Source organism: Methylomonas sp. BW4-1 (assembly GCF_052474385.1).
This window is the reverse complement of record NZ_CP184125.1, coordinates 2,110,016-2,136,265: the sequence shown is the minus strand read 5'-3', so window position 1 is coordinate 2,136,265 and position 26,250 is coordinate 2,110,016. Positions and strand designations below refer to the sequence as shown.

General features: G+C 50.8%; 23 protein-coding genes. 10 read left to right on the top strand and 13 right to left on the bottom strand.

The features are described 5' to 3' along the window. The first annotated feature begins 15 nt into the window (after positions 1 to 15). Positions 16 to 447, top strand: coding sequence for a putative iron-sulfur cluster-binding metallochaperone (locus ACH5Y9_RS09755; RefSeq protein ID WP_445369468.1), 432 nt, complete (start codon positions 16 to 18; stop codon positions 445 to 447). Between the two features lie 234 nt (positions 448 to 681). On the opposite strand, the gene ACH5Y9_RS09750 is transcribed toward ACH5Y9_RS09755, so the two are convergent. The 3 genes from ACH5Y9_RS09750 to ACH5Y9_RS09740 form a co-directional block, all read right to left on the bottom strand. After that, the gene (locus ACH5Y9_RS09750) at positions 682 to 1,035 is read right to left on the bottom strand and encodes a hypothetical protein (protein WP_445369467.1); all 354 of its coding nucleotides are present in this window, start codon (positions 1,033 to 1,035) and stop codon (positions 682 to 684) included. 558 nt (positions 1,036 to 1,593) lie between these two features. Beyond that, positions 1,594 to 2,874, bottom strand: a complete 1,281-nt coding sequence (locus ACH5Y9_RS09745; protein ID WP_445369466.1) for a Y-family DNA polymerase — start codon at positions 2,872 to 2,874, stop codon at positions 1,594 to 1,596. After that, on the bottom strand, positions 2,875 to 3,384 hold the full coding sequence (locus ACH5Y9_RS09740; protein WP_445369465.1) for a LexA family protein: 510 nt from the start codon (positions 3,382 to 3,384) through the stop codon (positions 2,875 to 2,877). It abuts the gene before it with no gap. Positions 3,385 to 3,536: 152 nt separating this feature from the next. Here ACH5Y9_RS09740 and ACH5Y9_RS09735 point away from each other — a divergent pair, with 152 nt between their 5' ends. Together ACH5Y9_RS09735 and ACH5Y9_RS09730 are read left to right on the top strand one after the other, a co-directional pair. Continuing rightward, a complete protein-coding gene (locus ACH5Y9_RS09735) occupies positions 3,537 to 4,190 on the top strand; it encodes an SOS response-associated peptidase (protein WP_445369464.1) in 654 nt (217 codons plus the stop codon). A 116-nt stretch (positions 4,191 to 4,306) separates the two neighbouring features. After that, positions 4,307 to 5,050: a hypothetical protein gene (locus tag ACH5Y9_RS09730; RefSeq protein ID WP_445369463.1), complete on the top strand. Its 744-nt coding sequence runs from the start codon at positions 4,307 to 4,309 to the stop codon at positions 5,048 to 5,050. Positions 5,051 to 5,281: 231 nt separating this feature from the next. On the opposite strand, the gene ACH5Y9_RS09725 is transcribed toward ACH5Y9_RS09730, so the two are convergent. From ACH5Y9_RS09725 to mobH, 4 genes are all read right to left on the bottom strand, one after another. Further along, positions 5,282 to 6,421: a hypothetical protein gene (locus ACH5Y9_RS09725; RefSeq protein ID WP_445369462.1), complete on the bottom strand. Its 1,140-nt coding sequence runs from the start codon at positions 6,419 to 6,421 to the stop codon at positions 5,282 to 5,284. A 128-nt stretch (positions 6,422 to 6,549) separates the two neighbouring features. After that, positions 6,550 to 7,182, bottom strand: a complete 633-nt coding sequence (locus ACH5Y9_RS09720) for a DUF4400 domain-containing protein (protein ID WP_445369461.1) — start codon at positions 7,180 to 7,182, stop codon at positions 6,550 to 6,552. Beyond that, positions 7,179 to 9,023 (bottom strand): conjugative transfer system coupling protein TraD, encoded by a 1,845-nt coding sequence (traD, locus tag ACH5Y9_RS09715; RefSeq protein ID WP_445369460.1) that lies wholly within the window; start codon positions 9,021 to 9,023, stop codon positions 7,179 to 7,181. Before traD ends, ACH5Y9_RS09720 begins: the two co-directional genes overlap by 4 nt. Next, the gene (mobH, locus tag ACH5Y9_RS09710; protein ID WP_445369459.1) at positions 9,020 to 11,425 is read right to left on the bottom strand and encodes a MobH family relaxase; all 2,406 of its coding nucleotides are present in this window, start codon (positions 11,423 to 11,425) and stop codon (positions 9,020 to 9,022) included. Before mobH ends, traD begins: the two co-directional genes overlap by 4 nt. A gap of 129 nt (positions 11,426 to 11,554) precedes the next feature. Between mobH and ACH5Y9_RS09705 the strand changes: the two genes are divergently transcribed. Then, complete coding sequence (locus ACH5Y9_RS09705; RefSeq protein ID WP_445369458.1) at positions 11,555 to 11,995, top strand: hypothetical protein; 441 nt, start codon at positions 11,555 to 11,557, stop codon at positions 11,993 to 11,995. Positions 11,996 to 12,002: 7 nt separating this feature from the next. Then, positions 12,003 to 12,869, top strand: coding sequence for a plasmid replication initiator TrfA (trfA, locus tag ACH5Y9_RS09700; RefSeq protein ID WP_445369457.1), 867 nt, complete (start codon positions 12,003 to 12,005; stop codon positions 12,867 to 12,869). Between the two features lie 347 nt (positions 12,870 to 13,216). Here the strand turns inward: trfA and mobI are convergent, their stop codons facing one another. Next, a complete protein-coding gene (gene mobI / locus ACH5Y9_RS09695; RefSeq protein WP_445369456.1) occupies positions 13,217 to 13,687 on the bottom strand; it encodes a conjugative transfer protein MobI(A/C) in 471 nt (156 codons plus the stop codon). Between the two features lie 504 nt (positions 13,688 to 14,191). Here mobI and traF point away from each other — a divergent pair. The 3 genes from traF to ACH5Y9_RS09680 all read left to right on the top strand — a co-directional run bounded on the left by traF (position 14,192) and on the right by ACH5Y9_RS09680 (position 19,941). Then, a complete protein-coding gene (gene traF, locus ACH5Y9_RS09690) occupies positions 14,192 to 15,211 on the top strand; it encodes a conjugal transfer protein TraF (protein ID WP_445369455.1) in 1,020 nt (339 codons plus the stop codon). Further along, a complete protein-coding gene (locus tag ACH5Y9_RS09685) occupies positions 15,208 to 16,671 on the top strand; it encodes a conjugal transfer protein TraH (protein WP_445369454.1) in 1,464 nt (487 codons plus the stop codon). The genes traF and ACH5Y9_RS09685 overlap by 4 nt, the downstream gene beginning before the upstream one ends. Positions 16,672 to 16,743: 72 nt before the next feature. Next, positions 16,744 to 19,941 carry a conjugal transfer protein TraG N-terminal domain-containing protein gene (locus tag ACH5Y9_RS09680; protein ID WP_445369453.1) on the top strand — a complete coding sequence of 1,066 codons (3,198 nt, stop codon included), beginning with the start codon at positions 16,744 to 16,746 and terminating at the stop codon, positions 19,939 to 19,941. A gap of 3 nt (positions 19,942 to 19,944) precedes the next feature. Here the strand turns inward: ACH5Y9_RS09680 and ACH5Y9_RS09675 are convergent, their stop codons facing one another. Beyond that, the gene (locus ACH5Y9_RS09675; protein WP_445369452.1) at positions 19,945 to 20,547 is read right to left on the bottom strand and encodes a hypothetical protein; all 603 of its coding nucleotides are present in this window, start codon (positions 20,545 to 20,547) and stop codon (positions 19,945 to 19,947) included. A 150-nt stretch (positions 20,548 to 20,697) separates the two neighbouring features. Between ACH5Y9_RS09675 and ACH5Y9_RS09670 the strand changes: the two genes are divergently transcribed. Beyond that, positions 20,698 to 21,156 (top strand): hypothetical protein, encoded by a 459-nt coding sequence (locus ACH5Y9_RS09670; RefSeq protein ID WP_445369451.1) that lies wholly within the window; start codon positions 20,698 to 20,700, stop codon positions 21,154 to 21,156. Positions 21,157 to 21,474: 318 nt separating this feature from the next. Here the strand turns inward: ACH5Y9_RS09670 and tnpC are convergent, their stop codons facing one another. From tnpC to ACH5Y9_RS09650, 4 genes are all read right to left on the bottom strand, one after another. Next, positions 21,475 to 23,055: an IS66 family transposase gene (gene tnpC, locus ACH5Y9_RS09665; RefSeq protein ID WP_445369450.1), complete on the bottom strand. Its 1,581-nt coding sequence runs from the start codon at positions 23,053 to 23,055 to the stop codon at positions 21,475 to 21,477. A gap of 31 nt (positions 23,056 to 23,086) precedes the next feature. After that, positions 23,087 to 23,437, bottom strand: coding sequence for an IS66 family insertion sequence element accessory protein TnpB (tnpB, locus tag ACH5Y9_RS09660; RefSeq protein WP_445369449.1), 351 nt, complete (start codon positions 23,435 to 23,437; stop codon positions 23,087 to 23,089). Beyond that, on the bottom strand, positions 23,413 to 23,820 hold the full coding sequence (gene tnpA, locus ACH5Y9_RS09655; protein WP_445369448.1) for an IS66-like element accessory protein TnpA: 408 nt from the start codon (positions 23,818 to 23,820) through the stop codon (positions 23,413 to 23,415). The genes tnpB and tnpA overlap by 25 nt, the downstream gene beginning before the upstream one ends. 1,499 nt (positions 23,821 to 25,319) lie before the next feature. Further along, positions 25,320 to 25,643 (bottom strand): arylamine N-acetyltransferase, encoded by a 324-nt coding sequence (locus ACH5Y9_RS09650; protein WP_445369880.1) that lies wholly within the window; start codon positions 25,641 to 25,643, stop codon positions 25,320 to 25,322. Between ACH5Y9_RS09650 and ACH5Y9_RS09645 the strand changes: the two genes are divergently transcribed. Further along, positions 25,621 to 26,103, top strand: a complete 483-nt coding sequence (locus ACH5Y9_RS09645) for an EamA family transporter (protein ID WP_445369447.1) — start codon at positions 25,621 to 25,623, stop codon at positions 26,101 to 26,103. The two genes, ACH5Y9_RS09650 and ACH5Y9_RS09645, sit on opposite strands and share 23 nt — an antisense overlap. Positions 26,104 to 26,250 lie beyond the last annotated feature (147 nt).

Genomic DNA, 26,250 nt, shown 5'->3' with positions numbered 1-26,250 from the left:
CAGAGGATAGCGTCTATGTCTGATTGCTGCAGTTCCAGTAGTACCAAACAGATTTGTCCTGAATGCGGCTCCTCGTGCAAAAGTGTCGACATGCCGACGCTGTACCATCAGGTACGGTTTCCCGAGAATCAGTCAATCGTCATTGACAGCTATTATTTTTGTCCGGCAAAAACCTGTCCGATTGCTTACTTTGCCAACGCAGGCAACACCATTCCCAAACAGCACTTACGAAACTATCAAGCGATTCAGAACGATGAGCTTTGTTACTGCTTTGACATAGACGCCGAACAGTATCTATCGGCGTTAAAAGATCGACGGGCAGAACCGATCAAAGCTTTTGTCATGCAACGTACCAAAGCCGGCGAATGCGCCTGCGAAATCAGGAATCCGTCAGGCCAGTGCTGTTTGGCGAATTTCAAGAATTTAGAAACTGGGCAAAACAACTGACTGCTAACCGCTATAAACCGGCCATTGAGAAAACTAATTTTTGTTTTTTTCAAAGACCGCTTATGGCCGATAGGTTGAGATCGCCAACGGCGGCTTTGTGGCTCTACGGCTCACAGAGTCTAACTTCGACCGACTGGCTGCTTTGGAGAGGTGCGAGAGGCTGCTGCCGACCATAAAGCGGAGAATTACATTTCGGCTAGCAAGGTCCGGAGTGGGCTTTCGCTACTACCCGCATTAGTACTGCAAGCTTTCAATGGCTAGCTTCCTCGCAATTTCCTCAGCCTTACAAGCAGCCTCTAGTCTAGCCAGTTCACCGCTTTTCTCCATTAGCTCGTAAGAATATGCATCAACTGGTCCGCTATACTTCATCTCGCGATGGGCTGCTAAACCGTCCTCTTTTGACCACAGCGCACCTTCAGTGTTGATCCCCCGGTCTTGGCTCATTTGCAAAATTGCCAGCAATTCTTTTGGCGACTTGTAAAAATAAGAACACTTGTCTTGCACCCATTCCAACGTATAAAAATCGGCGTCTTCCGGATCATGCCTTTTATAAATATCAGCTATCGCCTGTAAAATTTCACGGGACATAATATTTCCTCCAACTTATTTTGATCGGGTTTTTTCAAAGGCATAAATAAGGATAGCGTAACCCAACTCAGGCTATGTTTACGTGCTATCAATGATCGTTAATGGAGAATCGCAGCTGATCAAAGGTTAGAACATAGGTACCGATAGCGACGACCATGTGCAGCGTCACCACTACAACAACCAGAGTCATGATTGTTCGATGTCTCATGTCCGTGTGTGACGCCCAACGTAAAGCTAACATGTTGACTGTCACCACATCCCTAGGTCAGGCGTTCGAGTCATCTTAATCTTACGTAATATTCCGTACTTAACGCTTGGACTCTCAATAATAGGTTAGATTTTTGACCCAACACCAAGCCAAATCATTGGTGACAATGAGCTAGTTTGCAGTCAGTGATCATAGATTATTCTTCGGCTAGTCTTGGCCTGCTGCCGGAGGCCTCGAAAGTCGTCTTCGAAGAAGCGAGACTCTAAGATGCTTGGGCTTGCGTCTGCATTGGCGAAAAACGTATGTCGGGTGAGGATCGAAATAGCGCTTACAAAAGCATAAGGTTTTCTTCAAATTTGAACCGTCAGCAATTCCTTGATATTGGTGGTGTAAGAAGGCGATTTGAATTGCTGCCGCATCTGCCAGCGCTTGCTAAGCATTTCACTCGCATAGCAAACACTGCGCTTACCATGTTTGCGGTTAATGTCGTCCAGTGCGGTCATCAGCTGATCAGATCGCAGGTTGTTTTCACCACTGTCAAATAACGACAGCTGCGCGACATTTGCTGACCATAAGTCAGGCAATAGAATACCGGCACGTTGATAAGAAAAGCCGCGTCTAAAAATCCGCTTCAAACCTTGTTGAGCGGCTGCAATCAATTGCGCGGTATCATTGGTTGGACGATCAAACGCTATGGTCGCACTGTTGGAATATTGCGGATTGCGAGTATCAAACGGACTGGTATGAATAAACACCGTCAATACGTGCGTGGTCAATCGCTGTTGTCGGCATTTTTCCGCAGAACGAGAAGCAAAGTGTGTCACCGCTGCGCGTAAATCATCATAGTCAGTCAATCGTTCACCAAAGCTGCGCGAAGTCAGAATCTGTTTTTTTTGTGCGGGCATTTCTTCTAAGGCAATGCAGGAAATACCGTTTAGCTCGGTAACGATGCGTTCCATCACCACACCAAAATGTTGACGTAGCTGTTTTGGATCAGATTGCTTGAGTGCTAATGCATGATGAATACCAATTTGGTTGAGTTTGTCTTTCCAACGTCTGGAAATACCCCAAAGGTCATCCAGCGCAATGGTTTTTAACACTGCATCGGGATCAGCAATATCGCGCCAGTCCAGAGCGGGCCCATGTTTGGAATGACCTTTTTTCGCTAACCGATTGGCTAACTTCGCTAAGGTCTTAGTTGGCGCAATGCCAATGGAAATCGGTATACCTGTCCATTGCTTTACAATCGCACAAATCTCTAAACTATACTCCGTCAGGTTTTGTGGTAGTCCGGTAAAATCCAAAAAGCATTCGTCAATGGAATAGACTTCAATTCTTGGCGCATAGCGTGATAAGGTTTGAACGACTCGCTGAGAAAAGTCTCCGTATAACGCATAATTGCTAGAAAATACGGCAATGCCTTCTTGTTTTGCATACGGCTCAATTTTGAAATAAGCGGCACCCATTTTGATGCCAAGCGCTTTGGCCTCGTTACTTCTGGCAATCACGCAACCGTCATTATTGGATAGCACTACAACCGGTTTACCGTTTAATTTGGGCTGAAAAACCCTTTCACAGCTTGCGTAAAAATTGTTGCAATCCGCAATCGCGAATATGGGTGCTGGAGTCATCTATACCGGTAGCGAACGAATCACGTTTTTGACGACACCCCAAATATGCAACTCCATGCCTTCTTTGATTTGGAAATCGGGATAGTCAGAATTTCTTGAGCGTAACCAAATTTCATCGGTAGAAGTATCCAACGCTTTAACGGTCACTTCACCGTCTATCACCGCAACCACGATACTATTGTTGTTAGGACGTAATGAACGATCAACGACCAACATATCACCATCGTTGATGCCTGCACCGGTCATGGAATGACCTTTTACTTTAACGAAGAAGGTGGCTGGTGGATTACTGATGCAATGTTGATTGAGGTCTATCGTCGATTCCAAATGATCATCAGCCGGTGATGGAAAACCCGCAGGCACTTTAGACGTGAATAACGGTAATTCAAGCGTACTCAGTTGCTGTTGAGGTTCCAGAATCGGCAGTTCCAGATCGTCAGACCATAGTGCAGCACTATTCAATGGCTTCGTATTGCGTGGTTGATAGCTTGATATAGAAATGACGCTCATGCTTATATCCCAAATTCGTGGTTCTGATGAGGGCAAGCAGTGTACCTCAAAAACGGAATTGTTTTGTATTTGTTCTTGTTGCTCAATGAGTTTGGTTGTTACGCATTTCTGACGTTTAATAACGTCAGTCATTTATCACGGAGGCATGGGCAATGTGCGGTCGTTATCAGCTCACAGCAACCCCTGAAAGCATTGCTGAACATTTTGAGTTGCCACGCTTGCCTCGCTTTCAAGCTAGCTACAACATTACCCCTGCGCAAAAAATCCTGTGCATCGTTGAGCTAGACGATAAATCACTAAAATCGGTAAACCTGTTTTGGGGGTTAGTGCCGTCATGGTCAAAAGATGATAAACACAGCCATCATCTGATCAACGCCCGTGCTGAAACCATTAGAGAGAAACCCAGTTTTCGTGCTGCCTTACATAAGCGACGCAGCTTAGTCGTCGCAAGAGGTTTTTATGAGTGGCAGAAATTGGAAACGCATAAACAAGCGTTTCATATCCACCGGCAAGACAATCAGTTATTTGCCTTTGCTGGACTTTGGGAACATTGGGAGCACGAAGCGCAAACACTCTATTCCTGTACCATCATCACGACCGCTGCAACGCAACTGATGCAACCGATTCATGAACGTATGCCGGTGATCATGCCTGTAAACCATTACCGGGATTGGTTGGATAAATCCGCCACTGACAATGACGTGTTTCAATTACTGGATAATCAGGCGTACGCTGATATGACTACAACACCGATCAGCGATTATGTAAACAATCCAAGACATGATGATGAGCGGTGTATGGAATAGCTTCTGGTCATGTAGTTTGGCCGTTCAAAGCTGAACTTTATAGTTATACCCTGTTGTAATTAGCGGAGGAGTTAAAGGACGAAGAGGCTAATTTTTATATCTTAGGAGCCATTTAGATGCTGAAAAGATGCTGGTTTGGTATTTATGTTGTATTGCTACCCAGTCTTGGATGGTCGAATGATTTCTCGACTATCCATGACAATATCAAACCCGGCAACATCGTCATCATCGGCGAAAGCCACCAGAAACCGGAATCAACACAGCTTTTCGCTCTACTGGTTGATGCGGCGCTGGAAAGACATCAATGCCTGACTGTCGGACTCGAAATTAACCGCAATCAACAACCCGTCATCGATGCTGTAACCCAGGGCGAAGCACAGGTAGCGGAGATTAAAATACCGTATGCCATCGATCATCCTGGCATGCGAAAACTGATTGATTTTCTGGTCACGCTCAAATCGAAATTTCCATGCTTGGGCATCGAGGCCATTGACGCCGATCAAGACCGCGACGTAAACATGGCCAATCGGTTGTCCGAGTTCTCGCGCGAAAAGCCGATATTGGTTTTGCTGGGTGGGCTGCACACATTGAAAAAGGTTAAGTGGACGGTCAAAAGCGGAGAACCCTTTGTTGCCGAGATACTGGCTAGCCATGGCTATCAAGTTAATTCCTATCCGCAAAATTGGCAGCCTGAGAGTTGCGAGAACGGACAGGGAAGATCAAGCCGATACGTTAATGCCGACGATCCGGCAGCATTGCAGATTCTGAATGAGTCCTTCATGTCGCTGATTAACGCCAAGCGTCATCAATCAACGCAGGATGTTGTCGATGGTTTTTTGCTTTGGGAATGCGATCTTTAGTTGTTTTTCCGACTAGTCAATCATGATGCTTGTGGCTGCAGTCTCTCGAAGGCGCACTAATCGCACCACTGAGTGACTTTTTAACAAGCAATAATCCTCGCAGCCCGGCTTTTGACCATGACCTCGAGGGTATGCCAGCTGATTCAAGCCATTTCATGTAAATTCTGGGCGCTACATCTGACCTTCTTCCAAGGCCATCAGGCTGCCATCATCATGTTCAACCCAAATGACTCAGCATATAAAGAACGTTTGAGGCTCCTCTGGTTCCAATTGCCTGGACATCGATTCACAATAGTGTTGGAAATTCCCCGTGAATTCGATGGCAGGAAGAAGATTGTTGTCAATCACGTGAGGAATATTGAGATTGGTCAGTAGCCCGTTGATGTCTTCGAATACTGACTTAGCGTCATCGGTTGTCAAGAGCGGCCAAACGTAAACGGTTGACAATTCTTTTTCACGATCAAAAAAAGCCGCCCGTATTTCCGTGGGTATGCCATCGACACCGTGTTTACTGAGCAGGACTTTTGACACGGGATATTCTTGGGCTTTCATATTTAGCTTATAGAAGATATCAAGCTCATTGAGTAAATGAATCCCGCGCGAGGCGGCAATACTGAGCGGATTGGGTTTTTCAATCTCCCAGACGTTGTGACCGGTTTGTTCATCCATCTCCTCTTTAAAGGCCTCTGACCATTCTTCGGCAAATCCCCCAAAGTCATCCGATTTGGGCTGTTCACAAAAAAGAGGCGTTAATGCCTGATCGCTAATCACTACACCCACCAGGAATCGCAAAATGAGGTCCCCCTCCGGACTCTCCGAGGGCTTCATAACAAAAGAACGGCGTGATTCCGATGTTGGAATTTCGCCTTCGGCTTGCTCGATCAACTGCTGGTTGAGCTGGCGAATTTGGCTTGGTAACCAGTTGATGTCTTCAAGGGTGAATAATTCGTCGTGAATGGCGAGGGCTTGTCTATCGTTGATCAGCCCATGGCTTTGAAGCAATTGTCTAATGCGTTCGGGGTCTTCAATACGCTTAGGTAAAGCCTTTCCATGATAGGGCTCGATGACCATCGGCATGGCGAATACGATCGACTCTGCATTCGGCATAGACGGCAATCTCACCCGAATCCGTTCGGCGAGCGAAACAATACGCTCATTTAATACCGAAAATACGTGCAAACCTTCCGATTGTCGTAAAGCGCTTACCAAAATATCGTCCTGGCCATTTGCAATACAGGACTCAATAAACGCTCGAAAAAGTGAATCGAGCTCAGGCGACGTTGGGTTCAGGGCGACTTTCTTGGCGGTTAACGTAATGAATTCAACGAAAGGATCCGACGTAGCGGTGTCGTTAATAGAACGGTTTAACATGATAATGCTCCTGGGTTGTGTTGAGGTTGAGGGGTAAAACAAGTTTCAGGTTTTGCCTGAGCCTGGGGTTATGCGCCGGATGTGTGTTGATCATGCCGTGCAGAAAACAGATGACATTCATGGAACACCTACACCCGCTTTTGCGTATTGGCCAACAGCACGTTGACGGCGTAAGCCACGACAAATATTCCTACCGGGATGGCTTGCGGTGGCATTGGAAACGGCAAGGTCAAGCTGACCAACAACAGATACAGCGCGCCCAGAATCAAATAAAGACTGTAGCGATGCGCCATGGGGCTGGGGTAATCGAAGTTGGTCTGGCTGATCTTGCGCCGCACCAGTCCGTCGACGACAAACGGCAGCAAGGCAGCTGCCAGGTACGGTAACCAGATGCAGGCCGTGGTCAGGCGCTTGATCATTTGAAAGATCGTGTCCCACAGTACGTTGAGCCGGCTTTCGATAAAGGGAAACAAATCGTTACGCCCCACATCCTCGAAGCCTTTGGACATCTGCCGCTCGCGCTCGGTGGGGATGAAATAGCGGAAGACGCTGTCTCGAATACCGGTGCTGACGAATAAACGGTCAAACCAGTGTTGCGCGGTATGGCTGATCTGTGATTCTTTATCGGCGCCAAAATAGCCGATCATCATCTGATCTTCGGCACGCTGCAGTTCCCGCGTCCAGCGGTCGGACACGAAACTGGCCACCAGGATCACTTCCAGTAACCAAAGCATCAGACTGAACAACAGATTGCGGGTCATGAGCTCGCACCTTGGCGATTCTGTTGTCGGTCCAGTGCCGACCGCAGTATCGGCAAGCGACCTTTGACGATGCGGCCGCCGGATAACTTGGCGATGTAATGCAAGTCAGGCAGTTGCCCCAATAGCTGGGGCGCAAACAAATCGCCTTCTTCTTCCATTAGCCGTTCGCCGACATTGCCGGAAAACACGGTGGGATTGGTCGCACTGGTGGCGACGCCTTGGGTGCGCATGATGTATTTCAATCGCGTTTTCGGCAGATTGTCGGTGATGTACTGCTGGGTCTCGCTGTCCATGATCCTGAGCGCGATCAGGTTGTTGACGTTGCCCAGTACCTGGCGGGCTTTGTCCTGAGAACCAGTACGGGCGGCAAAGTCGGCAAAAGTCTGGGTAGCAATGAACAAGCGAATTTTGGCTCCTCGGCCTTTGTTCAACACCTGAATGAAGGGATCGTTAATGACTTCGGCCGCCTCGTCGACGAACACGTTCACCGGTCTATCCGAGACGCCGTAGTTGTAGCGATCACCCGCGACGGCGGCCAAATCGGCCAACAGAATCGAGCCAATGGCACTGCCCACCATGCCGTCCGATAATGAATCCAGACCGATGTAAGCGACCTGAGCTTTTTCGATGATGTGGCCGGTATTGGTGATCGGCCTAAGATCGTCTATATCATGAGGGTTAGGGGAGAGCAGGGGGCCTAAAGAACCCGAGGTCAGCATGTTCATGATCGGAATCAAGGAGGCGACCATCTTGCTGAAATGTGCCCGGTCATGTTCGAACAAGGACAACAGGCCTTCCAAATCCAGGTTTGGCACTCGGTATTGGACGACCTCACGGTAAAATCGCACCAAGCATGCCGCTTTGGAGTCAATGTCCTCTGCTTTTTTGAAAAAGGATCGCGCCTCGTGTCGCCACTGCCCCAGGCTATTATCGAAATAGCGTTCCAAGGCCTGAATCACCAGCGTCGAAGGACCACCTTCCAAATAACGGCGCAGCTTGACCAATGTTGGTCGCTCCTCGATGACCATCAAGCCTTGGATGACGTTATCCAGCGATTTTTGGCCAAAGGCTTTGAACGGATCGTTACTGCTTTCGCTGGGCGAAATGGCGCTGATGCGACTGGCAATCTCAGAAGGCCGGTTGAAATTGTGCAAGGGATCGAGTCGGACGCTGTCTTCCGGAAACGCCGGGTGGAAATACACGAAACGATCCGGATGCTTGGCCAAGGCGCAAGCCCGTTTGGCGCAGGCCATCAAATCCTTGTCGCCTTTGGGATCGATGATGATCACCGCTTCACCGCGCAACACGGCTTGCGTCACCAACACGTCAAAGGCGCGGGTTTTACCGGCGCCGGTGGTACCGACCAGCAACGTATGGCCGGCGGTATGCTGCAAGGGCTGACGAATATCGCTTTCGGACACTTCCAGACCGTGTATCCAGGCCGATCCCATGCGTTGATGATCGCTGGGAATCAGCGTCGAGACATCGCGTTTCAAGATCTCATAGGCCAACTGAGCATGCTTTTGCACCCAATCGAATCCCCAGCCGAACCACAAGGCCTCGGGATGCTGTTTCACCATCGCTACCAGCTTTTCGGCATCCAGGTATTGAAACCGAAACTGCCGCAACCGGCGTTTGCGGTACCAGAGACTGATTGCCGGCGACAGCCGCCAACACGCCATGACTCCGCACGCCGTCATCAACCAATCGAAAGGCTCACGCGGCAAGCCCGACCAGCGACTGGTGAAATGCGCCAATCCGGCACCGCCTAGCCAGCCCGAGATGGCATAGACCTCGAAGATGGGCCGCCAGGGAAACTGATAGTCGTAATCGGATTTCATGGCGTACGCCGCAGTTGTAAACAGGTACCGACACTTCGGAAATCACCATGACTGGCAAGTTCTCGCATTAACTGGGTGCGGGTCAAGCCGGGTGTGTTACTCAGAAAAGTCGATATCGACTGTTCGTCCACTTCAAGCCATGTTGAGTCATCCCCAGTAACTGCCATTCGCGCGGGTGCTTGTTGCAATTCGTCCATCCAGTGTCTGATGGCTTGCCGGTAGTGCTGCTTTTTGTGGGTGCCCGTGTCCGATTTCGCTTTGGACGACTTGGCAGTCACGTGTTCTGGGTTGTGGGGTACCACTGAAGCTGACTTGGGTGTGGCGTTGTCCAGCAAGGGTTTGGCATCGAGAGGAATTTCCTGGCTGATTCCTGGGGGACTGGGTGATAGCGCTGATGGCTTTGGAGTGTTTTTTGACGTGCGCTCGGCATTCTGTTCCCGTGTCTGAACTGACAATTCTGATTCAATCGGTTGAGACCGATAGACATCGGGTATGGTGGTGTTGGCCAAAAGCTGTTTGAACATGCCGCTTGGTTCACTGGCGAGAAGTACGCCACGGATCTGCTGGATCTCTCTAACCTTACGCATAGGCGAAAGCACATCGGTCACCAACCAGCCTTTTTCCTCCAGGGCGCGAATAAACTGATTGGCTTCCAGCTTGAGTGCATCCGGCGTTTTGGGAAAACTCAGCAAGCACTGTTGCTGCACCTCCAAAATATCCGTGCCCCAGCGCCAGTGTTCAGCTGTGACAATAGCGGCCAGTTGAATCAGCCAGTGTCCTGCTTGACCTTGCGAGGCAAACCAGTGTCGGGCCACGTCACTTTGATCTTGCTGAGTAGTGTTCGGTGCAAGGGCGTCTGACTCGACTTCAATCACGCTTTTCGAGTCGCTGCTTGATGCATTTGAGGCGGTGTCGTTTAGGTGTTGTCCAATCGTATCCTTAACGACGTCATCTTCATGATCGCTCAACCCACTGCCACTGTCTGCCAGCGCATCCATAGCCAAAATTGCCGCTAAATCGGCGGGTAAGATCGGTTTAGCGACGTGTTCACTTTTGGGCTCGTCCGCGTTTATTTTGACCGGGTTATCATGCGCCTTCACTTTTCGCCGCTTGCCGACCTTGACGTTAGATTCGCTCGTAGACTGAGAAACTGACGGGATTTGATCAGCAGCAGGCGACTCGGTCTCATCCTTCACTTCGGCACCGACCACAGCGACCGGCGGTTCACCGCTGTAAACCAGTTCGATCGAGGCCAAGCGCAACATGAACAAGCTGCCATTCAGACTCTCGGTTTGCATGTGCCAATAACGAAACCGTCCGCCGTTGGGTAGAGATTTTGGAATCGCGAGCCCGCGTTCGATCAAAATATCCGCTAGGGTATCTTCATCGCGCGGGATGCCGGGGATGTGATCTTTGTCCAGCAGGCTCAGGATTTCTTTAACGGCGGTGCGCCAGACGATATACAGACCGTCTTCGAATCGCCAAATCCTGGCACCTTTTTCGTTGGCCAGCCATTGACCGGATTTAATCAAACGGCGCATGGCATCGCACAGGTAGCGTTCAACCGGCATGCCCATCGCGGATTCCAAACCGTGGTAGTGGGCCTTCAAATCCCGTTCCACACTCATGCAATCGGCGGCCATCACCAGTGCATAGCATTTGGAGCCCCGATCCAGACCATGGATGGTTTCCAACAACGCTTGCATGATCTCAGGGCCGGGCTCCAGAATGAAGGCACGCGATTCGCGGGTCAAAACCCGCTCGATGACCAGGGCCGAAAACTGTTCATGACGTTTATGCCGATTCTCACGCCAGCGCAAAAAATAACGCTCGATGTGATGCTGGTTAGCCCAATCCGTCAGGTTTTCATCGCAAGGATTCCACGTGTGTTCGCCTAGTTGGTCGACCACGGCCATGTCGGATACCGGTTTGCCGATGTCATGCAGCAACCCGGCAAAACACACAGCCAGTCGCCAGCGCAGTTCCAGGGATTTTCGGATTTTAGGTGTGGCATCGGTAGCAAACAGGCAGTCCTTGGAGGCCAGGGTCGCCCAGTGCGCGACCTCCAACCCATGCCGAAACAAGCCACCAGCCCCACGATGATGATGGGACTCCGATGCCGGCAGCAGATGACTGAAGGCGGCGTAACGCGCGATCACCGGCAATACGATGCTCTGAAACAACACATCCGGTAGCGCCAAGGTCTGTTCGATGGTCTGAATCAGCTCGGTTTGGGTACCGAGAATGCGTGCCACCGGTGCGGCCGGCAGCCCCTTCATGAAGGGCGGGTAACGCGGAATCTCGTCTTCCTGGATGGCTAGGCAAGGCACAGGTATAGGTTGACTCGCGCCAAACCAACGTTGTAGCCAAGGAATCCGAAATGAAGATTGATGAGTTTTCATGGCGACCCATCATGCCTAATTTTTTTTCGAGGTCATCTTCGAAATCGCAATAATTATCGCGATTTCGATGACGAGCCCCAAAAAATAATGCTTACTGTGTTGAGTCTTCAAAAATCGACTGGAGACGACATGAGTATTCGAAACACCCCTGTTAGCACACTAATTCCCATCCTGATCTGTATGGGCTGTAGTACCTTATCCGCGCCGTCTGACCTGGTCAGCGAAACCGTCATTGAATCGCTGGTTCCACCGGCCGAGTTAGCCTGGCGCCTCGACCACGCTAGACAGCCCAGTCGTTTGGGCGGTTCGGTGTGGTGTACCTCATCCATCGAACATGTGGTCAGACGCGATGATCCGGTAGGGTCAACCATAACGGATTCCTCCCTGGATGAACCCGTCAGAAATGAAAGCGCCGAAGTTCCCGATCCCATGACCCTGGAACGGGCTTGGCGCAAATACTGTCATCATCAACTGGACCTGACCGACGTAGAGCGCGAGATGCTCCAGCAAAATCCACCGCCGGTGACTTCGCCATCCACGCACTGCGATCCCCGCAGTTTGAAAAAGTGAGGTGGGTATGACTCAAAATACCGTCACGTCACTGACCAATCTGACCGAACGCTTCCAGTCATTGACTGAACGCAAGAAAGCCCAGCCCCGACGCGTGGAGCCGTTAGCGACACTTCCCAGTTGGCCAGCCGGTATGCGCGGCACGCCGAATGCCTGTTTGCGCAGTGCGTTGTTTGCTGGTGTGCAGGGCAATGAGCGGATAGCATACAAAAAGCGCACCTTACTGGCAGCTGTCGAGGGCATCGAAGTCCGTTATCTGGGCGTTCAGCTCAATCAGTCCGACCTGGACGTCTGGATGCAGATCGTGCATCTGTCCAGAATGCAATTGCCGGGCTTTAGCGTAACCTTCAGTGCGCACGCGCTGCTGATGGCGTTAGGCCGATCGACCGGCAAAAGTCAGCACGAATGGTTGAAGGAATCCATGGCGCGTTTAGGCGGCGCCTTCGTCGAAATCACCTACCACGGTCGGCAGACGTTTGGTGAAAAAGGCTTTCTGCGCTACCACCGCGACGAAATCACTCAGCGCTATGTGGTGGAACTGACCGAGTCGATGTTACGACTGTTCGAAGACGGTTACACCCATATCGAATTCGAACAGCGACAGCAATTGCGGAAACATCCACTGGCGTTATGGCTGCATGGTTTCCTGTCGTCGCATGCCGCACCGTATCCGTTGAAACTGCAAACGCTTTACCAACTCAGTGGCAGTAGCACCCAAAATCCCCGCGACTTCAAACTGCGGATGCGTAAAGCCTTGCAAGCCTTGGTCACTATCGGCGCTATTGAGCACTTTGAAATCGCTGAGGATGTCGTCAAGGTCAAAAAACAACCCACACCCACGCAAAAACGGCATCTCGAACTCAGACAACATTAACCAAAATGGCACGGCATTCGACTGACGCACTTTTAGCCCGGTCGATGCCGCCCCGACACGGCATTCGGCTGACGGGCACACGGCATTCGACTGACAGAGGCACGGCATTCGGCTAACAAGGTAACGGCATTCGACTGACACCCCACGGCATTCGGCTAACGCAAAGCACGGCATTCGGCTGACAAAACACACGGCATTCGACTAACGCTTGGTCAATTTTTTGAAATCGCTGTAAGCCATGTTAGGCGTGGCCTACAGCGATTTTCAACGACTCGAAAAATCGGGTGCTAATCTATTTATAATCTTTTTTTAATCTTAATAAGGGGCTACGCCCCTGTGGATAACTTTCAGTCAAGACCTTCGCGTAAACTTTGCCGACAGCGATGAAATGCATCGCGGAACTTACCCAATAAATCGATTTGTTTGCGTAGGTCGACAAACTCGTTTTCAAATTCCTCCACTAGCGAGACTTCCCAATCCGGTTCTTTTTTCAGAATGTGCTGCAAGGGATAGCGATAGCCTTTGCCCTTTTTGATGTGCTGGGTGACCGGTTTGGTTTTGCCGTCGACCGATAGCGAGGCGATCAGAAACCACTCGATGGTGAACGAATAAGCGCTTTCCCGGCGGCGGATACGCACCCCCATTCTGCCGCGTAGCGATGCCGGATGCTTTTTGCGTTCTAGGTTAACGCGTCGCCAATAATCATCGACCAGCATACGGGCTTGGCCATGCAAACTCTCAACTTGGGCTTCCAGCCACTCAATCACGCGTTCATCGGCTAATGCCGATTCATCGTGCTCTGAATTAAACGAATTCATGTAAAAAACCTATCCTTAACCACAGGTTTTTCGCGGCAAAAAACCTAGTGAGCTTGATGATGAATATTCAATGTCGCCGGTATCGCCAAAAATCTAGGCAATGACCTAACACCGTCAAGACCCACGCTAACCCATGAAGGGCAAAGGCTTGCCGGTTCGTGCTGGCACGACATTTTCGATGGTGTTTACCTATACAGACTTCTGAACAACAACCCTGAATAGGTTTTCCCGTGTGTGGTCATGGCCAGTGCCTAATCCACAAAGTCCGATTGCGCATGGCGTTCAGCCTTCCAGGCGTTGTTAGGTTTTTGCAGCACATTTCAGAACTCCGAACCGAATTGTAGAGATTCGGGCGCGTGGTACGGTTGCGAAAGGAGGAAGATTTCGGCGGTTTCGTCGATGCCGGCCATACAGGGGCATTTTTTTTGACCGCTTTGTCGAAATCGCCATAATTATCGCGATTTCGATGACGACCAGGTCTTGGGTGTCGTAGACAATTGAGCTATGAACCCAAAACACGCTCTGCATCCCTTTTTGCTCGTACTGCTACTGCCGGCATCGGCGGTTTGTAGGGATGCGTCTGTCGACAGGCCGGCTGCGTCGTATTTCGAAGACAAACAACGCGGCTGGTTTTGGTATGAGGTGCTGCCGGAGCCGGTTAAAAAAAGAGCACAACCCGAAACCCAAGTCGATCAGGAAAAGCCCAAGCCTGACAGTAAACAGCCCAGCGTCGTTCAGGCTGAAGTTGATCACAAAGCTCAAGCCCAGACTGCAGTAAAACCTCAACCCCTCTCATCCGCCTGGTTGAAGCAAAACCTGGAGCATTACCTGAACCAGGCCATCGACGATCCGAGTCCCGAGAATGTGGCGGCGTTTTACTACCTGCAGCGGGTGATGATGGATAAAGCCGAGAGTTTTACCAACGCTGCGCGCTACGTGGTGATGTCCGATCCGCAACTCGATGAAACGGTGCGCCGACCCGTGGCGACCTATGCGGCCAATGAAGCCAATCATCAGGCCGGCGTGGTGGCTGAACGCGCCTTGAAGGCGATTGCCGCCCAAGCCGGCATTTTGTTTTTCTTCCGGTCCGATTGTCCCTATTGCCATGTGCAGGCGCCCATTCTGGCGATGTTGGAAAACGCTTACGGATTCAAGATTTATCCCGTGTCGCTGGATGGTTTGCCCATGCCGAACGGCTTTTTCAGTCAGTTCAAACGGGATAACGGTCAGGCGGCCATGTTGGGGGTTGAGCAAACCCCTGCGCTGTTTCTGATGAAACCGCCCAAGCAAATCGTACCGTTGGCGCAAGGCGCCTTGTCGTTGGAGGAACTCACCGGTCGGATTCTGCTGGCCGCCAAGGAAGCGGGTTGGATCGATGCCTCCCAATACCAAACCACCCAGGGCATTCGTAATACGCCGATGTTGTTACCGGCCGCCGGTAGCATCAGCCCTGCGGTCACTCAAGATCCATTGTCACTGATCCAGGCATTGCAACGCAGTGCGCAAAGGGGGAGCACACCATGATGTCGTTTTCATGTCGATTTCGCTATCGCTACCAATATCGTCAGGTATTAGTATTGATTCTGTTGGTTGAGAGTGCCGTTCCAGCCTATGCCGACCTGCAACAGGAAATGGACAGCATGTTCGGCACCATGACCAATTTTACGGCGCCGACTGCGCATTTGGGACAGCGCCGCGGCGTGATTACCGGCGGCAGCCTGGTGGCGCGGAACGGTATCACCAACACCAATCTGGTCTCCTTCGTGCCGCCTTCATTCAGCGCTGGTTGCGGTGGTATCGATTTATTTGCCGGCAGTTTCAGTTTCATCAACTTCAACCAGTTCGTGCAATTGATGCGTAACGTGGCCGGCAATGCAGCAGGCTATGCCTTCCAGTTGGCGGTCGGCGCCATGTGTCCCTGGTGTGCGTCGGTGATGACCGACCTGCAAAAGAAAATCCAGGAGATGAACCAGATGTTCAGCAACTCGTGCCGTTTGGCGCAGGGCCTAGTCAACGACACAGTCAAAGCTTTCGATCTGCAAAGCAAAACCAATCTGTCCAATGCCTCGTTTACCCAAGGTATTTCGGATGTATTTTCCAGTTGGACCAATACCAGTACCTTGGGCGATCCGGTACAGCAGATCAAACAGAATGACCCGACCGATATGACCAAGATCATCCAGGGCAATTTAGTCTGGCGGGCCTTGGTCAATCAAAACGCCGGCGGTTGGTTTCGGTTTGGTGGCAACAGTTTGCTGGAAGCGGCGATGAGTATTTCCGGTACGGTGATCGTCGACACCCCGCAAGCCGCGCCCGACGGCAAAGGCGAGAACAATGCCATCAGCGCGCCGCCGCCAGTGTTGCGGATCAAGGATTTGATGTACGGCAACGATGCCGGCAACAGTTATCAAACCGTCAGGATGTATACCTGCAGTGATGGCCATGACGCCGATCAGTGTCTGAAGCCCATTGTCCAGAACGTCAATCTGGTCGGCTTGAAACAAAGGGTAATGGAACTCTTACTGGGATCGGCTAATAGCGGCAATGGCTTGATTTACAAATTCTCGACCAACAGCGGCCAGATCACCGACAGCGAGAAAGCCTTCATGCAAACCGTACCGGATGCCATCGGCGGCATGATCCATAACCTGGCGAGGGAGGATGCCGGCATTGCCAAACTGTGGGCCGAAGAAGCGGCACCGGTGATTGCCTTGGAATTGGCGCAACTGATCATCAACGATTTGCTCAATGCCGTGCAGACCGCAGCACACATGAATGACCACGCCTACGCCAAATTGCTGATGGATGCTCTGAAAGATGCTAGAGAGCAAATCCAGGACGAATACGTCACCATCGCCGGTCGTTATGGCAATCCGCAAACCTTGATGGCGTTTTACCAGCAATTGATGACCACCGTGAAGCCTAAACACTACGGCACCGTGGCGCAATTGCCGGCTTCCGGGGTGGCGTGGCCAAGTCCTTAATATCCCTAACCATCGCATTCTTACGCCACCCACTATGGTTTTCTTCCTCGTTGTCTAAAAGGCAGGTTGCCCATGTTTGAAATCTTCTCCGTGGGCGATTCCGCCTATTTGCAAGCTGTCCTCAATGCGATTGCGATGATCTCTGGCACTGGCGACTACAGTGCCGCTGCTGCCGTCGGTGGTTTGATCGGTGTCATCATCGTCATGCTTAGAGCCTTGTTGCAATGGGATGGTCGTGGCATTCGTTATCAGGATTTGTTGCTGGCGTATGTGTTGTGGCTGATGTTGTATGCGCCGTCGGTGCGGGTGTCGATCGAGGATGCTTATACTGGCAGCGTGGTAGTGGTCGACAACGTACCGTTGGGGCCGGCGGTCTTAGGCAGTGTGATGTCGAACATGGGGTATCGCACTACACGGCTGTTCGAACAAGGTTTTGGCACACCGTCGATGACCGGCAATGGCTTTGCCGACAGTTTGCAGACGTTGACGGCGGTGCGGAAGAATTTATTGTCGCGTGTGAATTTAGGCGCAGCCAACGTGCCGAATGCCGGCAGCGATATGGAAACCTCATTTGCTAATTACGTGCGCGAATGCACGTTGACCGGTGTTGATTTAAACCAGAAATCGGTGGATGCCATCTTACGCGATGCGGATCCCCTGAATGCCATCCGCTTCGATTCCGACATCTACATGACCCAAATCTATGTCGGTGGCCAACCGCAAACCAAAACCTGTACCGATGCCTGGGCCGATTTGAGCGTAGTGGCCAATGGAAATTTTGCGACGGCGCTGGAAGGGTTGTTGCAACCGACCTTGGGCGTACCGGCGGCAGGCGATACGGTGCCGAAAATCCAGGATGCCTTCGATGCGCTGGCCGGCGCTGGCGTAGTCGATGCTGCCGATTACATGCTGATGTCGGCGATCCTGCCCATGTTCGAGAAAGGCGTGATCGGTCGGCATGAAGACGGCTTGCATTGGAACAAAGCGGCGATGGTCGAGCAAGCCATTCAGCAACGCAATACCCAATGGGCGGCCGAACAAACCCTGTTTGCCAAGATCGTCCGTCCGATGATGGCGTTTATCGAAGGCTTGAGTTATGCCATTGCACCGATCATGGCGTTTGTGGTGATGCTGGGCAATGTCGGTATCCGGATGAATATCGGCTACTTCTCGATGCTGCTGTGGATCCAATTATGGATGCCGATACTGGCGGTGATCAATCTGTTCATCCAGATGTCGGCCGCCGGCAAAATGGCCGCACTGACCACCGCCACCTACAACTTGCCGTCGATGATGGGTATCTACCAGTTGGACATGGAGTTGCAACAATGGCTGTCGATTGGCGGCATGCTGGCCGCTTCGACGCCGGCCATTACCTTGATGCTGATTTATCGCGGAGCAGTGACCGCCACCCATTTCCTGGGACGGATGGATGGCGGCGATTATGTAAACGAAAAAATAGCCACGCCGGATGTGATCAGCCCGGCGCCGGTCTTGAATGCCCAAGCGCAGCACCAATACAGTCCGTTGTCGGCGGTCACGCAAACAGGTGTCGACAAGGTGCTGCCCACATTTACCGCCGGCAAGGACATGAGCGCTGCCGTTTCATCTGCCTTTTCCGCGTCCGAACAGGCAACCAGTAGCTTCATGCACAGCGTGTCGTCCACGGCATCGAAGTCAGCCAGCATCAGTAGCGATGCGTTTGACAGTCGGTCGCTGGGCAATCAGATTGCCAGCAGTTCCAGTTATACCGATGCCTATAATCGTCAGTTCGGCGAGGCCTTTGCCAAGAAACATGCTGATACCGGGATTTCAGCCGATCAGTTCTCGGCGTTGGTGGCCGGCAGTGCCAATGCCGGGGCTAAACTCGGTAGCGACCAACTCAGTGGTGCGATCTCCGGTCGCTTGCAGAACGACTTCAAAGTCAGTCAGGACAAATCCGATGCCATTGCCGCCGACATCAGTCAAACCGTCAACGACAGTCAGGGCTATCAAGCCGGTTTAGCCAAAAGCCTGGCGCTGGATGCGCAAACTGGAACTCGAAACGTCGCGTCGATGGGGCTACAAAATCAATCGTTGTCCTCGTTGCAACACAGCGCAACCGACGCGGTATCCGCCAGCGAATCCTATCAACAAACCCTATCGGCCCAACAACGCTTCGGAACACAAGCCAGTTTCGGCGCGGCGGAAACGGGATACAAAATCGCTCATGATCCTGGCTTGATGGAACGTCTTGATCGCACGCTGGATCAATACGGCTTGCGAGGCGATACGCAACGGCTGGCGTCACAATGGAAAGCGGCCGGTTGGATTAGCGATGCAGATCAGGCCTATGCCGCCGCCGGGATGTCGTTATTGACCGGCTTTTCGTCACCCAGTTACCGCACGCTGGATGATCAACAATCGCACCAGGCGCAAATCTCGGGTTATCAACTGTTGGGCGACGCCTTTAATGCGCCGCAGGCCGATCAAAGCTGGAATGCCAGCCGGAATGAATCGCTGAAAACCAATGCACCGGAAACTGGTAGGGTTCAATCAGTCGTCGAACAGGCCAATCTCCAAGACCCACGGGCTGAAACCGAATCGCTAAATCAACGAGCACGGGCACAGATTAGTTCAGCGACGGGAAAAGTTGCCGTTGGCGAAGCCCGTGTTGAAGCACAACACGATCGTAACCTGGCTGAGCGTGAACAAAATTCAAAAGAAGGTTTTGGGCAATTGGCGAATGTCAAAGCCGAGCATTTTAGACAATCGATTGCGGCTGCGGCCAATGACACGCCTTCGGCCGCAGAGGCAGCATATGACTATCTCGGGGGGAGTATTTACAACACAGTTAAGGATATTGAATCGGCAGGGGTGGCAAGCAATGCTTACATAGACCAATTTAGCAATCATTTTCTGGAGGCATTTTCAAAAGGCGAGGATAAGTGGGAATCACTTAAATTCGCGGCGTCACAATCTTATCCTGGATTTGAACAAGTTACTGAAATTTGGGCGAATCAGCGTGTAAATGCGGTATCAGACAAACTCACTCCGAGCCAACAAGCCTACTACAAAGCGGCAATGTTTGAGGCGTTTGCTGGTTTTGATGTTCGTGGTGCAAATAGTGGAATACTTGATCAGCTCAAACAGAGATTAATTATTGAAGACGGTGACAAAGTTGGTGGCGATATCTCGAAATTGCTGATTCAGGCGGCAGGGCAAAATAGGATGGACTTGGTAAACCAAGTTGGTAACTATAACCGGTCAATGGGGCGGATAAATTATTAGGCATTAACGCGACGGGCTCAGGAGTTGTAGTGCTCCAACGATTAAGCCACGAAGAACTAAAATTAAAAAAAATATCCCGATGTATCCAATCAAATCGTCACGGAGATACATAATTGTTATGGATAACATGACGATCAGGAGCCAATAGTGGTTACTATCATGGGAAAATTTTACAGCTAAGAATTCGATACCCTGAAAAAGAATCTCGGCCAACAAGGCTACACCGAATAGAGCTACACCAAAAAATGCTATAAGACTTAGTTGTCCTGATACGCTGATCTGATCACTAATCAGCCAAAGTAAAGAAAATCCAAGGGTAATTTTGAACAGTTTTTTCAGAATTGCCGTTGTTAACCTAGGGCTTTGAAAGCGCGATAGCAGCTTCTGAAATCCCCCCGGAAAGCGTGCAAACTGCGCACCACAAAATGGACAAATCGATTTTGTTGGTTGTCCGTAATAGGTAATGACGCGCGGCATCATGATTCGGTGGCATTCAGGACAATCGACAGTTGCATGACGACCATTAAACATTGAGTGATTGGATTGAGATTGAATCGACTGGCTGGGGCGTTTGAACCGATCTGAGAGCGATGACTGTGTCGGCATAGTATTCTCCATGCTTAAAGCGTTTTGATAATCCTATCGCGAATGAGCTAACGTTCCAAGTCGGTTATTAAATCAAAGCCATTTTTTTATGGCAAAGAAAAATGGCCTGCATAATGACTGGATTACTCGCCGACAGTCGCCAGAATCTTATTGATTACCGAAGCCGAAATTCGAAAATCCGAACGGTGCAAGACTATAAAATCGGCTCGGGCCGACGGAATCAAACCTCGTTTTTGGCTAACCCTGTGCAACGCACATGCAATCATCAGCAAAGCCAACCCTAATGGCTGGATCAATGCCTGGACTGCCAGCGATATCAGCATCAGTCACAAAGCCAACTTTGCTAATACTAGCGAAGCCTGGAGTGCGGTTAACCTTAATGCCTTAAATGTTGCCAACCTCAGCGGCGGCGACATTTACGGTGGTGATTTGGGTGTTAGCGGCAAATCATTGAACACCAGCAGTGTTGCTCAAGAAATCGACGGCAGCCAAGCCTTACGTTTCAGCCTGACGCATTTGGCCCACGAAGCAAAAATCAACCTGTCGCGGTTATATATTAACGACGATAATCTGAATGGTCTTAGCGAAGCGGGGAGGGTGCAAGCCTAAAATGGCAACACCTTAGTGGCTGAGGCAGTATTTCAAGCCGACAGTCCGAGCGGATAACCTTGGAGTCAATTCCGGATTCGATAGCTTGGTTTTCACTGCGGGTGCTACTAGCCAAAACCAATTTATTAGTGGTGCATATGACAATGCAGATGGTCAATTTGCTAGTGCCCCTTATACAACAAGCAGCGGCTTGCATGGTAGTGACTATCTGATTGATGTATTGTTGATTGGGGTCAAACCGGAGGAGATAAATAGTAAGCGATCTTCGAACGACGTACTTGAACTGAATTGGATAATGTCCTAGCAATTAGAAAGTGATTAAGCCGTTTGATCGGCGAGATTCCAAGGCAACAGTGCTTCGAAGTCCTCAGCGGTTTTCGCCGTGGGGAGCTTTCGGAACAGATTGACCAGATAGGTGTATGGGTCGATACGATTAGCCTTGCAGCTTTCGATCAGCGAATAGAGATTGGCGCTGGCACGGGCGCCGGCCACTGTGTCACAAAACAGCCAGTTGCGGCGGCCCACCACGAAGGGGCGTATGGCATTTTCACAGAGGTTGTTATCAATAGGCCAAGCACCGTTATCGATGAAACGAATCAGTTTGGGCCATTGCGACGATAGGTAATGTAAGGCTTTGCCTAGCAAACTGCCGGGGGTAACCGCATGCAGATGCTCTACCAGTAAGCCTTCGATCTTAGCCAATACCGGTTGACTTAACCGTTGTCGTTGTTGCCCACGTTGTTCGACGCTCAGGTCTTTGGCCTTGGCTTCAATGGCATACAACTCGCTGATCGCGGCAATAAACTGGGTCGCCAGTGATTCCGAACCTCGCGCGGCTTTGGGGATGGCGGCTTCGGCTTCGACAAAATAGCGGCGTGCGTGCGCCCAGCAGCCGAGGTGAATGACACCGCGCACCGCCGCAATGGCGTTATACACTTCATAGCCGTCGCTCATCAGTACCGCGCCGGGCTTGATGCCCTCATACAACGGCTGCGCATGCGTGCCGCCGCGACCCGGTGTGTAGCTGAACAAGCGGATCGGCGGGCCCGAGCCGGTCATTTGTGCCCACAAGTAACTTTTGCTTTGCGCGGCGCGCCCGGATTCCTTGAGTACTTGAACCACGGTTTCGTCGCCCAGGATCAGATCGGCATCGAGTAGATGGTCGCGCAACAAGTTGATGATGGGTTGCACGGCATGGCCAACCCGCACCATGCTCGCCGCCAGGGTGTTACGCGACAGATCGCCGCCGAACCGGCTTAACAGCGCGGCTTGCCGATACAACGGCAGACTATCCTGGTATTTGGCGGTTGCCACCCAGGCCAAGGCGGTTTCGGTCAGCAAGCCTTTGGGAATGATGCGCGCCGGTGCCGGCGTCACCCGAAGGCTGTTGTCGCAGCAGGGGCAGGCATATTTGATGCGGTGATGCTGAATCACCCGCACCTGTTGCGGCACGATGTCGAGTTGCTCGCTGATTTCAGCACCGATTTCCACCAAGAGCGCGCCGTCATGGCCGCAGAGGCGTTCGGCTTCCGGCAGTTCATGGCGCACGATCTCGCGCGGCAGATGCGGGTCGAGTGGTTTGCGGCCGCGCTTTTTGCGGTTGTGGCCAGCCACCTCAACCGTTTCGGGCGTGCTTTCCTCGGCCGCCGGCGTACCGTTAGGGGCTAAGGCTTCGGCTTCGTTCAGGAATAGATCGCGTTGGGCAGGATTGGCCCGCGCTTCGGACTTGGCGGCATAGAGCTTATGCAAAAACGCATCGACGCGTTCTTTCAATAAATCACGCTCAACGGTCACTAACCGCAATTGCTGAGTCAGTCGTTGTTGTTCGGCCAGCAAGGTTTGGTGGTCGGACAACAACGCTTGGTATTCGTCAGCGGACAGCGTGATGGTGGTCGTCATGCCGCTATTTTACGCGCATTAAGCCATTGTTTCAGCTGGTTTTTGTATACATCCGCACCGGATGTGGCCGCATCGCCGCCAGGTCAATACCGGCTAATAGCCAGTGCAGTTGTTCGACCGTTAAAGTCACCACGGCGGCCTCTTTCGGCCAACAAAACCGATCCGTCTCCAGCCGCTTGATCATTAACCAAAATCCGCTGCGATCCCACAACAGCAGTTTGATCCGATCCCGCCGGCGATTGCTGAACACGTAGATGGCCGGCTCGAACGGATTCAAGCCTAATGCCTGCTCAACCAGCAGCGCTAAACCATTGATGGCCTTGCGGCCGTCGACCGGCTCGCGGTGCAGGTAAACCTTCAATCCGGCGTCGAAACGGAACATGGCAGTTCGGCCAACGCCTTCAAAATCAATGGCAAATCACTCAATGCTACAGACGGCAGCTCAAGTTTGACGCCGTTGGGCAACTCCGCAGTGAGCGATGACTCAGTAAATTTTCCTGCGCTCAGCGATTGAACGGGCACAAAAGCCGGCAACGCTAGTGGACCACTTGAGTTCGTATGCCCCGTTCCACGGTAATGTTCCATCCACTTGCGCAGCAGATTGGCATTGATACCGTATTCCAGCGCGACCTTGGCAACCGATATACCCGGTTGCAAGCAAACTTCTACCAACTCCCGCTTGGCTTCCGGATCATAAAGGCAGCGGCCGTTTCGCCCGTGCCCCACGATTAATGGCCGCGATATTCGCGTGTTGTGCTCCTTCATAGGTGTCCACCTTGTGATAAGTGGACACTATCTTCACTCCTTTCGGTCTGCTTATACAGACGCGGTCAAAAGATCGCTTACGATAAATAATAGCACTCTCGGTTTCTGAAATGTTCGCCAGGATCGGGATAATATCGTTAAATGGAATCGTTTGTTTTTGCAGGAATTTACTGATCGAGAATAGTAATTTCTAAGCTACAAAAACCGAATATCAAACCACTAACTGGAGAGACTAGTATAAATACTTAAGGTAGTTTGGTTCAATGCTGTTAAGGTTTGAGAGAAGGATGGTTTTTTTCCTGCCAGCAGGGTTAACTAAGGACGTGAAGTGAATTTCCCCAGATAGTTATTCGGTGATGGTTAAGAATTTTTGGACTGGGTTATGGCTGTTCAATGACCGACTTTTTCCGGAAAAATCTGTAGTGACAAAAGTAGATTACTTTACCGAAATAATTTGACTTCATAGTGACAGAGGTTCCCATGCAATTAATGCCCTAACGAATTCTAATGAGGCGGATTAAGTTTACATGAGCCGACAAGAAATTTTATATCGTGCGTTTTTGATTTAATGTCACATTAAGTGGTGGAAAAAATTAATAGTGACACTAAAAATCAAATTATGTCAAAAACAATCCTTTTCAAAATAGTTTGATCGAATCGAGAAGCTAATAGCCCAACTATAAGCTATGCCAGTTCATTGAAATGGTATTTATGAATACACCTCACACCTTTTGATCTCTGTTACATCTTGGAAAAATCTTTTCTCTTTATGCAACCGATTTTGCAACTAAGTTAAACCCTTTAGTACTTAATACCGCACTGTATAGCGCATTTTCAACAAATTGGCAAAACGCAAGTGATTGATTAATAATAGAAATATTTTAATTTTCAGGATTCATAACCCCGAGGTTCCAGGTTCGATCCCCGGTATCGCCACCATTTAAATCAAGGACTTGCGTTAATTCGCTAGTCCTTTTTTTATGCCTGCGAGATATCTAGTACCGGTTGGCATAAAAACGAAAGTATTCAGCAGCACACTAAACCGGTCTGTCGATTAATCCTACCTCACAATTTGCAACTGTATTGATGGTTGGTCAGGCTCTTCAAAAAGCTGTGTTAACTGTAGAGTAATTCACTAGCATCTAGTCCTGGTGCCGGACTGAATTTGGCTCCGAGGCCTTGGGTAAGCGCACATCGACGGGTGCGATAAACGTGCGACAAGACTTGCCTTAAAGTGCTCGCCGAGTTTGGAAATAAATTTCCCCTGCTACATCATACGTATGAGAATACCAAAATCATTTTTTTAACACCCGGTTTGCCTTGCTGATAGCACGTGACCTTTGTATTAGCCAGTTGTGTCGCCATTTCCAAGCAAAAGCCGTTCCAGACATCTTGAGCGATGGATAAATCGTCAAGTTTGCTTGAACAAATAGGCAAATTTGCCGAGTACCTGCTCAGACAGGGCGCTGCAATGCCGATAAAACCGGCCGGACAAATGCTTAGTTATCCTGGTTTAATGCCAAACGCTCGGCGAGGCAGCGCAATTGCTCACTGTTGAGCGCTATATCAAACTGCTCGTCCAGCAAGTCATTTAATTGCGCCTGGCTGTCAATTGAATGGCTAATTTTCTCATCCGCGCGGTATCTTGAAAAATGGGTATTGAACAATTGTACCCAGCCTTCGGCGGTATTCCGGCAAATCAATAAATTTTGCGACAGCAGCGATTGGTCCCAGGTTGTGCATACCAAGTTGGCCGCGTCCAGGTCGCAGCGTTGCACTTTTGAGCGGTCGAAACTTGATGTGGCGGCGCTACTGCTCGCCAGTTTGCTTTGGGCCTTAGGTTCAATCTACAGCAAAACTGCGGATTTGCCGAAGACGGCACTGATGACAACCGGCGCGGAAATGCTGACCGGCGGCTTTGCCTTGTTGTTGGTCAGTGCGCTAAGCGAACAATGGGGTGTTTTTAACCTGGCTCAGGTATCGGTTAACTCCTGGCTGGCCTTGGCGTATCTGATCGTGTTTGGCTCGATGATCGGTTTCGCCTCCTACGCCTGGTTGCTGCAAAACGCGCCGATCCCGTTGGTAGCCACCTACGCCTACGTCAATCCGCTGGTGGCGGTGTTTTTAGGCAACTGGTTCGCGAACGAACCGCTCACGCCGCGCGTCCTGAGTGCGTCGGTGATCATCATCGGGGCTATCGTATTCATGAACAGCGCGCGCGGTCTCACGTACAAAGCGTGCAGAGGGGCGAGGAGCGAGCAAATGACGGATCTCACTTTTTAAGTCCTGGAGCGGAAGCAAACGCCGAAATGCATCGAAGCTGTTTTCCGATAAACCAATAGTATTCCGGGCACGCTTGGGTTTTGCTTTATGACGGTTTGGATTTGGCTAAGCTTGCAAGTAATCCAAGCAGGTCGATGATTTTTAGAA

Excerpts from the sequence above, each read along its gene's own strand:
- ACH5Y9_RS09705 (WP_445369458.1), top strand. The coding sequence starts at position 11,555 with ATGAGTATTCGAAACACCCCTGTTAGCACACTAATTCCCATCCTGATC.
- tnpB (WP_445369449.1), bottom strand. The coding sequence starts at position 23,437 with ATGTTCCGTTTCGACGCCGGATTGAAGGTTTACCTGCACCGCGAGCCG.
- ACH5Y9_RS09730 (WP_445369463.1), top strand. The coding sequence starts at position 4,307 with ATGCTGAAAAGATGCTGGTTTGGTATTTATGTTGTATTGCTACCCAGT.
- ACH5Y9_RS09755 (WP_445369468.1), top strand. The coding sequence starts at position 16 with ATGTCTGATTGCTGCAGTTCCAGTAGTACCAAACAGATTTGTCCTGAA.
- ACH5Y9_RS09750 (WP_445369467.1), bottom strand. The coding sequence starts at position 1,035 with ATGTCCCGTGAAATTTTACAGGCGATAGCTGATATTTATAAAAGGCAT.
- ACH5Y9_RS09725 (WP_445369462.1), bottom strand. The coding sequence starts at position 6,421 with ATGTTAAACCGTTCTATTAACGACACCGCTACGTCGGATCCTTTCGTT.
- ACH5Y9_RS09735 (WP_445369464.1), top strand. The coding sequence starts at position 3,537 with ATGTGCGGTCGTTATCAGCTCACAGCAACCCCTGAAAGCATTGCTGAA.
- mobH (WP_445369459.1), bottom strand. The coding sequence starts at position 11,425 with ATGAAAACTCATCAATCTTCATTTCGGATTCCTTGGCTACAACGTTGG.
- ACH5Y9_RS09720 (WP_445369461.1), bottom strand. The coding sequence starts at position 7,182 with ATGACCCGCAATCTGTTGTTCAGTCTGATGCTTTGGTTACTGGAAGTG.
- ACH5Y9_RS09680 (WP_445369453.1), top strand. The coding sequence starts at position 16,744 with ATGTTTGAAATCTTCTCCGTGGGCGATTCCGCCTATTTGCAAGCTGTC.
- ACH5Y9_RS09740 (WP_445369465.1), bottom strand. The coding sequence starts at position 3,384 with ATGAGCGTCATTTCTATATCAAGCTATCAACCACGCAATACGAAGCCA.
- tnpC (WP_445369450.1), bottom strand. The coding sequence starts at position 23,055 with ATGACGACCACCATCACGCTGTCCGCTGACGAATACCAAGCGTTGTTG.
- ACH5Y9_RS09685 (WP_445369454.1), top strand. The coding sequence starts at position 15,208 with ATGATGTCGTTTTCATGTCGATTTCGCTATCGCTACCAATATCGTCAG.
- tnpA (WP_445369448.1), bottom strand. The coding sequence starts at position 23,820 with ATGAAGGAGCACAACACGCGAATATCGCGGCCATTAATCGTGGGGCAC.
- traD (WP_445369460.1), bottom strand. The coding sequence starts at position 9,023 with ATGAAATCCGATTACGACTATCAGTTTCCCTGGCGGCCCATCTTCGAG.
- ACH5Y9_RS09745 (WP_445369466.1), bottom strand. The coding sequence starts at position 2,874 with ATGACTCCAGCACCCATATTCGCGATTGCGGATTGCAACAATTTTTAC.
- ACH5Y9_RS09675 (WP_445369452.1), bottom strand. The coding sequence starts at position 20,547 with ATGCCGACACAGTCATCGCTCTCAGATCGGTTCAAACGCCCCAGCCAG.
- mobI (WP_445369456.1), bottom strand. The coding sequence starts at position 13,687 with ATGAATTCGTTTAATTCAGAGCACGATGAATCGGCATTAGCCGATGAA.
- traF (WP_445369455.1), top strand. The coding sequence starts at position 14,192 with ATGAACCCAAAACACGCTCTGCATCCCTTTTTGCTCGTACTGCTACTG.
- trfA (WP_445369457.1), top strand. The coding sequence starts at position 12,003 with ATGACTCAAAATACCGTCACGTCACTGACCAATCTGACCGAACGCTTC.